We start from the raw sequence: 8,925 nt of genomic DNA on the forward strand, positions 1-8,925 counted from the left end.
GGCGGCGGCGAGGATCTCGTCGATGCCCCGGGATCCCGGTGGTGGCAGCGGCGGGCGGTCGGTACTCGGGTGGTGCTGGTGCGGCATCCTCGCGGTCCTTCCAGGAACGAGCCGGCGGGTGGGTGGGGACGGTAGGGTCACCAGGCGACGCCGGCCTCGGCCACGTCGGCGACCCGCAGCCGGCCGGCGTCGAGCCGGTAGCGGGTCATCCGGCGCAGCGCGGGCCGGTAGACGTGGACGCTGACCGCGGGCTGGTGGGCGCGGTTGGTCACCACGTGCACGTGCCGCGGGCCGAACCGTCGCCCGGCCCCGGCGGCCAGGCGGTGCGGGCGCAGCCGTCCACCGGACACCGCCTCCTCGGTGAGCTCACCGGCGACGACCAGGAAGGCGCCCGAGGAGCCGCCGTGGTCGTGCAGGTCGGTGCCCTGGCCGGGGAGCCAGCTCAGCGCCCAGACCTCGTGCGAGTCGGTGCCGGCGAGCCGGGCGTACCACCGCTCGACCGGGTCGAAGCGCAGCGGCACCGGCCAGCCGGCCGGGTCGGCGTACGAGGCGGCGACGGCGAGCAGGTCGGTGTGCGGGTCGGTCATGGCGGTCTCCCGTGGTGATGCGTCCGGCCATCACTATAGGAGTCAAAGCCTATGGGTTTAGTAGGTAATACCGGATGCTGGGACGCCGACCCGAACGCCGGGGATCAGCGCGAGACCGGCGGGTCCACCCGGTAGCCCGGCACCGAGGGCCAGCGCACGGTCAGCACCACCGACGCCTGCTCGGCGTACCAGCAGTGGTCCACCCCGCGGCCCCACACCACGTAGTCGCCCGGCGTGCCCAGCACCACCGTCCGGTCCGGGAACTCCACCCGGAACCGGCCGCTGACCAGGACCAGCAGCGCGATCCGCCGCTCCTGGGTGGCCCACCGCGAGCGGGCCTCCCCCGGCGGGTGCACGCCCCACTTCACCTCGACCTCGGCGCTGTGCCGGGGGTCGCCGGCGGGCATGAAGTGCCCGAGCAACCAACCGGCGTTGGTGGCACCGTCCACACCCGCGTTGCCGACGTACACGTCGTCCATGACCCTCCCGTCGTGGGCAGGCAAGCTACCAGTCCGCCGGGCGCGGCGGCCGACTAGCCTGGACGGGTGACCGACGACCTGGACGCCGAGACGTTGGCCTTCGCCCACCGGATGTTCGACCTGGCCCGCGCCGGTGAGACCGAGGAGCTCAGCGGCCACGTCGACGCCGGCCTGCCGGTGAACATGACCAACGACAAGGGCGACACCCTGCTCATCCTGGCCGCCTACCACGCCCGACCGGCGACGGTGGCGGCCCTGCTCGCCCGGGGCGCCGACCACTCGCGCGCCAACGACCGGGGGCAGACCGCGCTGGCGGCGGCGGTGTTCCGCAAGAACGCCGAGGCGGTCCGCGCGCTGCTGGACGCGGGCGCCGACCCGACACACGGCGACCCGTCGGCGGTGGAGACCGCCCGCTTCTTCGACCTGCCGGAGATGCTCACCCTGCTCACCTCCCACTGAGGCGACACCATGGACGATCCCGTACCGGAGCGGATGCGCACGGCGGCCGGCGCGCTGCTGGCCACGCTCGACGAGCCGGCGCGCGCCGCCGCCAGGCACACCTTCGACGACGAGGGCCGGCGGTGGCTGGAGTACCGGCCCCGGCCCCGACCCGGGGTGTGCCTGGCCGACCTGGACCGCGCCGGGCGCAAGGCCGCGCACCGGCTGCTGGCCACCGCGCTGAGCCCACCGGCGTACGCCCAGGCGATGACGGTGGTGGCGCTGGAGGAGGTGCTGGACCGGGCCGAGGAGTGGCGACGTGGCCGGCACAGCGGCGACTACTGGGTGGCGCTCTACGGCGACCCGGCTCGCGACGACCGCTGGGCGTGGCGGTTCGAGGGGCACCACCTGTCGGTGAGCATGACGGTGGTCGACGACGAGGTCTCCCCCGCCCCGCTCTTCCTCGGCGCCAACCCGGCCACCGTCCGGCACGCCGGGCGGCCCGTCTCCCGCCCGCTCGGCATCGAGGAGGACCTCGGCCGGGAGCTGCTGGCGGCGATCGGGCCGGCCGGGCGGACCGCCGCGATCATCGCCGACGAGGCCCCGGCGGACATCGTGAGCGCCACCCGGCCGTCGATCGACGGGCCGCTCACCCCGCTGGGCGTGCCCGGCGACCGGCTCGGCGTCACCGGCCGCGCCCTGCTCGACCAACTGGTGGCGCTCTACCTGGACCGGCTCCCCGCCGAGCTGGCGGTCCGCGAGGCGACCGGCTCGCCGGCGGCGAGCTGCACTTCGCCTGGGCCGGGTCGACCGGCCGGGGTGGGCGGCACTACTACCGGGTGCAGGGCGACGACCTGTTGATCGAGTACGACAACACCACCGAGGACGGCAACCACGCGCACACGGTGCTGCGCCGCCCGGCGGGCGACTTCGGCGCCGACGTGCTCGCCGCCCACCACGCCCGCAGCCACTGACGCCGGTCAGGCCGGCCGGACCGCCTCGATCAGGAACCGGCGGGCGTGGGCGACGAAGGCCCCCTCCGCGCGGATCCGCCGGTCCAGCGCGGCGAGCTGCGGCCGGTGCCGGTCCACGTCGAAGTCCGGCGCCGTCCAGACGACCTTGCGCAGGAACCAGACCAGCGCGCCGACGTCGTGGAAGACCGCCCGCAGGGTGGCCTGTTCGAGGCGGACCACGGCCAGGCCGGCGGCCCGGGCGGCGGCCACGGCCCGCTCCGGCTGCCGGCTGGTCGGGGGCGGCAGCGGGCCGAGGATCGCCTCGCTCAGCTCCCGCATCGTGCCCGGGCCGATCTGCTGGGACAGGTACGCCCCGTCGGGGCGCAGCACCCGGGCGATCTCGGCCCACGCGGTCTCGACCGGGTGCCGGCTGGTGACGAGGTCGAAGGAGGCGTCCCGGAACGGCAGCGCGGACCCGGGGCCGACCTGGACGACGGTGGCGCCGACCCGGCGCAGCGTACGTCGGGCGACCGCGACGTTGGGCGGCCAGGCCTCGGTGGCGACCAGCAGCGGCGGCGGGGCCGGCGCCTCGGCCAGCACCTCTCCCCCGCCGGTGTCGATGTCCAGGGCGGCGGAGACCGCCGCCAGCCGGGCCGCCACCAGCGGGGCGTAGCCCCACGGCGGGCGTTCCTCGGTGGCCCGGCCGTCGAGCCAGGAGAAGTCCCAACCGTGCACGGGCGCGGCCGCCGCCTCGGCGACCAGTTCGGCGAAGGAACGCTCTGCCATCCGGCCACCCTGCCGGGCCCGAGGGGTGCCCCACAACCGGATTCCGCCGGCCACGGTCGACCCCGGATCGGCCTCCGCCTGGGGACACCGCCACGTCGGCGACGTGGGCCGGCGGGCGGCCCGGAGCCAGCGGCGGGGTCAGGCGCGAGGGCGGATGATCTCCACGGTGGCGCCGGCGGCCGGCACGCCCTCCAGGGCCTCGAAGCCGCTCGGCTCCCGGCGGCCCGCGTCGAACTGGCGCATCAGGCGGGCGCCCAGCCGGACCCCGACCGCGCCGACGGCCAGGGCGACCAGCTCGGTGAACACCAGGACCGCGGTGGCGCCGCGCTGCGGCGCGTCGGCCCGGATCAGGCAGGCCAGCAGGAACAGCGCGGCCATGCCGGCGTTGACCAGGTTGAAGGTGACCATGGTGCGGCGGGTCCGGCCGGCCCGGACGTCCCAGAGGTCGACCATGCCGGCCACCCCGGCGAGCGCGGCGGCGACCAGGGCGGCGACCGCCGTCCAGTAGCCGACCTCGCCGAGGAAGGCCGGCCCGCCGGCCACGTCGGCGAGGTCGAAGAGGACCGCGCTGACGAAGAGCCCGAACGGGAACGTCACCAGCATCGGTTGGATCGGATGCCCCTGCACCCGCAGCCGGCTCTCCATCGGTTCCTCCCCAGGTTTCGTGTCAGGTCACGAAACCAGGGTGCTACCCGGGCACCAGTCCGACGAAACGACGCGCTCAACCCTCCCGGGGACGCGACACCGTGGCGACCAGCCGCTCGGCGACCTCGCGCAGCGGGATGTCCAGCGAGGAGGCGGCGTTGCGCAGCACGTCGAGGGCCTCCGGTGCGGGGCACCCGCGCTGGGTCATGATCACCCCGACCGCCTGGCCGACAACGCCCTCCTCCAGCAGCGATTCGTCCAGCTCACCGGCGCGCTCGGCCTGCTTGACCCGGTCCCGCACCGCCGCCAGCAGCAGACCGGCGTGCTCGGCGAGCAACATCGCGGTGAGCTGGTGCCGGGTGGTGAAGGTGCCGGCGGAGTCGGTGTAGAGGTTGATCACCCCGATCGCCTGCTCGTCGACGTCGACCGGCGCGGAGATCACCCCGCGTACCCCGAGGCCCCGCGCCCGGGCCGTCCAGCCCGGCCAGCGCTCCTCGACCGCGAGGTCCTGGGCGACGGTCATCTCCCGGCGCCCGATGGCGCTCATCGCCGGCGACTCCGGGCCGTGCCGCAGGTCGTCCAGCTCCGCCAGGCCGGGGTCGGAGGCGGCCACCCCGGCGGGCTCCCCGGCGCGCAGTGCGGTGAAGCCGCACCAGGTCACGTCCGGTACGGCGTCCCGGGCGATCCGTACCAGCCGGGCCAGCGCCTCGTCGAAGTCGTCGGCCGCGATCAGGCCGGCGGTCAGCTCGCGCAGCAGGCCGGCGGTCTCCAGCACGCCGAGGGTGTCGATCGTCGGCTCCCGCATGTCCAGGTTCACCGGCGCACAGCCCTCGCGCGCCGCCCGACCCCGTCGACCGGCCCCATTGCCTGTCCCATCGTGTGATCTCCCCTGACTCATGAGCCCCGGGCTTCTACCCTCGCAAACCAGGATCGAAACCGCGTAAAGGGGTCCCTTCCGGCGCGGACCCGCGCCGGAAGGGACCCCGATGACCGCTCAGCGCGCGGCGGAGAGCCGCCGGCCGACCGAGGCGATCAGCCGGTCCAGCTCCGAGCCGAACGGGTTGTCGTGGACCAGGTACGTCCAGGTGGCGGTCGGCCGCACCAGCTTGGCGGCGTCCGGCTCCCAGTCGGCGTCGAACTCGGTCTCGGTGAAGGTGGCGATGGTGCGGGTCTCGATCTCGGGGACGAGGTTGTTGAACGCCGGCACCGCCGCCCGGTGGAACTCGTCCAGCGGGTCGAGGCGGCCCAGCGCCCGCAGGTGCACGCCCTCGCGTACCTCGGAGAGCTCGGCCAGGTGCTCGGCCCAGAGCCGGTCGAGGTGGTAGAGGGCGATCGACCGGGCCACCCGGGCGAGCAGGTCCTCGTCCATCTCGCCGGCCTTGTCCGGCACCCGGTCGAGCAGCATCAGCGCGGCCACGTCGCTGGTGAGCAGCCGCTCGCGGCGCTCCGCGAGCGCCTTGCGCTGCTGCTCGATCACCACGCTGTACCGCCAGGTGTTGCGGTGGATCTCGTGGTTGACGCCCTCGGCCACCCGCTGGGCGTGCTCCACGGCGTAGTCCACCTGCTCGTCGGTGACCAGGCCGTCGGCGTTCATCCGCGGCGAGGCCGGCACGGCGTCGCCGGCGTGCCGGACCACCAGGTCGTCCTCCAGGCTGACGAGGAAGACCGAGCCACCCGGGTCGCCCTGTCGGCCGGCCCGGCCGCGCAGCTGGTCGTCGACCCGGCGGCTGTCGTGCCGGCCGCTGCCGATCACGTACAGGCCGCCCAGCTCGGCCACCCGGTCCCGGTCGCTCTGGTCGCTGCCGCCGAGGCGGATGTCCACGCCCCGGCCGGCCATCTGGGTGGAGACGGTGACCGCGCCGTACGCGCCGGCCTCGGCGATGATCGCCGCCTCCTCGTCGTCGTTCTTCGCGTTCAGCACGACGCAGGGCACCCCGGCGGCGTGCAGGCCGGCGGCCAGCCCCTCGGACTCCTTGACGTCCAGGGTGCCGACCAGCACCGGCCGACCGGCCTGGTGGCAGCGCGTGATCTCGTCGATCAGCGCCTCCTCCTTCTCGGCCCGGGTGGCGTAGATGCGGTCCTGCTCGTCCTCCCGGACGCAGGGGGTGTTCGGCGGGATCACCGCCACCTCGAGGCCGAAGAACTCGCGCAGCTGCTCGCCGACGAGCACGGCGGTGGCCGTCATCCCGCAGACCGTCGGGTAGAGCGCGATGTACGCCTGCACGGTGATGGTGCCCAGCACCTCGCCCTCGGCCGTGGCGTCCAGGCCCTCCTTGGCCTCGACCGCCGCCTGCAGGCCGTCCGGCCAGCGGCGGCGCTGGGCCACCCGGCCGCGCATCTCGTCGATCAGCTCGACCGAGCCGTCCCGGACGATGTAGTCCACGTCGCGGTGCAGCAGGGCGTGCGCGTGCAGCGCCACGTTGACCGCCGAGAGCTGCCCGACGTGCTCGGTGTCGTACAGGTCGATGCCGCCGAGCTTCGCCTCGACGGTGGCCAGGCCGGCGGCGGTGAACGCCACGCTGCGGCCGTCCTCGGCGACGGTGTAGTGCTTGCCCTTGCGCAGGCCGCGCACCAGCGCCGCGGCGGCGTGCACCGGGTCCTGCTCGCCGGCGACCGCGCCGGCGAGCACCATCGGGACCCGGGCCTCGTCGATCAGGATCGAGTCGGCCTCGTCCACGATCGCGGTCTTCAGCGGCGGCTGGACCCGGTCGGCGAGGTCGGTGACGAGCTGGTCGCGGAGGAAGTCGAAGCCGGCCTCGCTGACCGCGACGTAGGTCACGTCGCAGGCGTACGCGGCGCGCCGCTCCTCGGGGGTGGAGGCCTCGTTGACCCAGCCCACGGTCAGCCCGAGCAGCCGGTAGACCGGCGCCATCCACTCGGCGTCGCGGCGGGCCAGGTAGTCGTTGACGGTGAGCACGTGCACCGGCCCGTTGCCCAGCCGGACGTGCCCGTACGCGGCGATGGTGGCGGTGAGCGTCTTGCCCTCACCGGTGGCCATCTCGGCGACCTTGCCCGACAGCAGCGCCATCGCCCCGAGCAGCTGCACGTCGTACGGCCGCTGGTCCAGCCCGCGGCGGGCGGCCTCGCGGCCGATCGCGCAGATCTCCGCGTACTCCGTGGCGGCGCCGGCGGCCTCGATCAGCTCGGCGTCGTCGAGGGCGGACAGCTCGTCCTCGCGCGCGGCGATCTGCGGCAGCAACTTCTCCAGCGGGGCCAGGTCGACCGTCGTCCCCGGGCGCTGGAGGAACCGCCGGAACCTGCTCTTCAACCGTTGCGACACACCCATGAGCGGCAACGGTACGCGAACCGGCCGGGCTGTCGCTGCCCGGCTCGTCCGGGGCGTCCCGGTTGTCCCCGTCGCGACCCGTCCGGGCAGGTCAGGTGCGGTGGGCCGGATCAGCTCACCAGCAGCTGGTGGGCGGCCAGCTCCCGGTAGAGCGGACTGGTGACGGTCAATTCGTCGTGGGTGCCGACCGCGACCACCCGGCCGCCGTCGAGCACCACGATCTGGTCGGCGTCGACGACGGTGGCGAGCCGGTGCGCGACGATCAGCAGGGTGCGCCGCACGGCCACCGCGTCGATGGCCCGGCGCAGCGCCGCCTCGTTGCGCGCGTCGAGGTTGCTGGTCGGCTCGTCCAGCAGCAGCACCGGCGGGCCGGCGAGCAGCGCCCGGGCGATCGCCAGGCGCTGCCGCTCGCCGCCGGAGAGCAGCACCCCGCCCTCCCCCACCTGCACGTCCAACCCGGCGTCGGTGCGCTCGGCGAGGTGGCCGAGGTTGACCTCGTCGAGGACGGCGAGCAGCGCGGCGTCGGTCGCGTCCGGGGCGCCGATCAGCAGGTTCTGCCGCAGCGTGCCGGCCAGCACCGGGGCCTCCTGCTCGACGTAGCCGAGCCGGGCCCGCAGGGCGTCGCGGGGCAGCCGGCGCACGTCGACGCCGTCGAGCCGCAGCGACCCGGAGCCGACCTCGTAGAAGCGTTCCACGAGCGCGAGCAGGGTCGACTTGCCGGCTCCGGAGGGGCCGACCAGGGCGGTGCGGCTGCCGGCCGGCACGGTGAAGCTCACCTCGTGCAGCACCGGGGCACCGTCCGGGTAGCCGAACCCCACCCGGTCGAACTCGATCGCCGCCGGGCGGCCGGCGGGCGGGGCCGCCGCTGGGTCCGCGCCGTCCCCGGCGTCCTCCGCGGGTACGGCCAGCACCTCCTCGATCCGCTGCAGCGCGCCCAGCCCGGTCTGCAACTGGGTGTACGCGTGCACCGCCTGGCCCAGCGGCAGGACCAGGAAGAACAGGAACATCACGAAGGCCACCAGATCGCCGAGGGTGATCGCCCCGGCCGCCACCCGGGCCCCGCCCACGCCGAGGACCAGCAGGAACGCGCCCTGGATGGTGACCGTGCTGACCGGGCCGACCACCGCCTGCACCCGAGCCACCCGCAGCCCCGCCGCGTACGCCTGGGCGGCGCTCTCGCCGACCGCCTCGGCCTCGCGGTGCTCGGCCCGGGCGGCGCGGATGGTCCGGGCGGCGGAGATGGCCCGCTCGACGGCGGAGGTCATCTCCCCGACGCGCTCCTGGGCGGCGCGGGACAGCCCGCGCACCCGGCGGGCCACGGTGAGCGCGAAACCGACGCCGGCGGCCACCCCCAGCAGGGTCACCCCGAACAGCACCGGGTCGAGCAGGGCCATCGCGCCGGCCGCGCCGAGGACCATCACCGCACCGGTGACCGTCTCGAAGAGCCCGGAGGTGACCACGGCCCGCAGCAGGGTGGTGTCCGAGCCCACCCGGGAGAGCAGGTCGCCGGTGCGGCGCCGGTCGTACTCGACGATGGGCAGCCGCAGCAGGTGTCCGGCGAGCCGGCGCCGGGTGCCCAGCACGACGCCCTCGGCGGTGCGTTGCAGCAGGAAGTCGCGCAGGCCGCCGAGGGCGGCGCCGGCCACCACCAGGGCCACCAGCACCGCGACGAGGCCGGCGACCGGCCGGGCCGCCGCCATCTGGTCCAGCGACCTGGCGGGTGAGCAGCGGCTGGCGCCAGCGCGGCGCCA

Annotated in this window: 8 protein-coding genes and 1 pseudogene; 2 read left to right on the forward strand and 7 right to left on the reverse strand. The window is 75.2% G+C overall.

The annotated features are described in order from the left end of the window. Nucleotides 1-137: 137 nt before the first annotated feature. Both JNW89_RS18890 and JNW89_RS18895 read right to left on the reverse strand, forming a co-directional pair. Nucleotides 138-587 carry a cysteine dioxygenase family protein gene (locus JNW89_RS18890; RefSeq protein ID WP_238449068.1) on the reverse strand — a complete coding sequence of 150 codons (450 nt, stop codon included), beginning with the start codon at nt 585-587 and terminating at the stop codon, nt 138-140. Between the two features lie 104 nt (nt 588-691). Next, complete coding sequence (locus tag JNW89_RS18895) at nt 692-1,066, reverse strand: signal peptidase I (protein WP_238449067.1); 375 nt, start codon at nt 1,064-1,066, stop codon at nt 692-694. Between the two features lie 66 nt (nt 1,067-1,132). On the opposite strand from JNW89_RS18895, the gene JNW89_RS18900 reads away from it, so the two are divergent. Beyond that, the gene (locus JNW89_RS18900) at nt 1,133-1,525 is read left to right on the forward strand and encodes an ankyrin repeat domain-containing protein (protein ID WP_238449066.1); all 393 of its coding nucleotides are present in this window, start codon (nt 1,133-1,135) and stop codon (nt 1,523-1,525) included. Nucleotides 1,526-1,534: 9 nt separating this feature from the next. Then, nucleotides 1,535-2,478: pseudogene (locus tag JNW89_RS18905) on the forward strand (DUF3500 domain-containing protein). Nucleotides 2,479-2,484: 6 nt separating this feature from the next. Here JNW89_RS18905 and JNW89_RS18910 read toward each other — a convergent pair. From JNW89_RS18910 to JNW89_RS18930, 5 genes are all read right to left on the reverse strand, one after another. Beyond that, entirely contained in the window at nt 2,485-3,243 is a 759-nt protein-coding gene (locus JNW89_RS18910; protein ID WP_238449913.1) for a class I SAM-dependent methyltransferase, read from the reverse strand. A gap of 138 nt (nt 3,244-3,381) precedes the next feature. Beyond that, entirely contained in the window at nt 3,382-3,888 is a 507-nt protein-coding gene (locus tag JNW89_RS18915) for a DUF2231 domain-containing protein (protein WP_238449914.1), read from the reverse strand. A 76-nt stretch (nt 3,889-3,964) separates the two neighbouring features. Further along, entirely contained in the window at nt 3,965-4,705 is a 741-nt protein-coding gene (locus tag JNW89_RS18920) for a GAF and ANTAR domain-containing protein (RefSeq protein WP_238449915.1), read from the reverse strand. A 177-nt stretch (nt 4,706-4,882) separates the two neighbouring features. Beyond that, nucleotides 4,883-7,174 (reverse strand): accessory Sec system translocase SecA2, encoded by a 2,292-nt coding sequence (gene secA2, locus JNW89_RS18925; RefSeq protein ID WP_238449916.1) that lies wholly within the window; start codon nt 7,172-7,174, stop codon nt 4,883-4,885. 110 nt (nt 7,175-7,284) lie between these two features. Next, nucleotides 7,285-8,925: ABC transporter ATP-binding protein (locus tag JNW89_RS18930; RefSeq protein ID WP_238449917.1), on the reverse strand; the 1,641-nt coding region annotated here is incomplete at its 5' end.

The organism is Micromonospora sp. 4G55, assembly GCF_016803375.1.

Coding starts and splice junctions, on each gene's coding strand:
- JNW89_RS18890 (WP_238449068.1), bottom strand. CDS start 587: ATGACCGACCCGCACACCGACCTGCTCGCCGTCGCCGCCTCGTACGCC.
- JNW89_RS18895 (WP_238449067.1), bottom strand. CDS start 1,066: ATGGACGACGTGTACGTCGGCAACGCGGGTGTGGACGGTGCCACCAAC.
- JNW89_RS18910 (WP_238449913.1), bottom strand. CDS start 3,243: ATGGCAGAGCGTTCCTTCGCCGAACTGGTCGCCGAGGCGGCGGCCGCG.
- JNW89_RS18915 (WP_238449914.1), bottom strand. CDS start 3,888: ATGGAGAGCCGGCTGCGGGTGCAGGGGCATCCGATCCAACCGATGCTG.
- secA2 (WP_238449916.1), bottom strand. CDS start 7,174: ATGGGTGTGTCGCAACGGTTGAAGAGCAGGTTCCGGCGGTTCCTCCAG.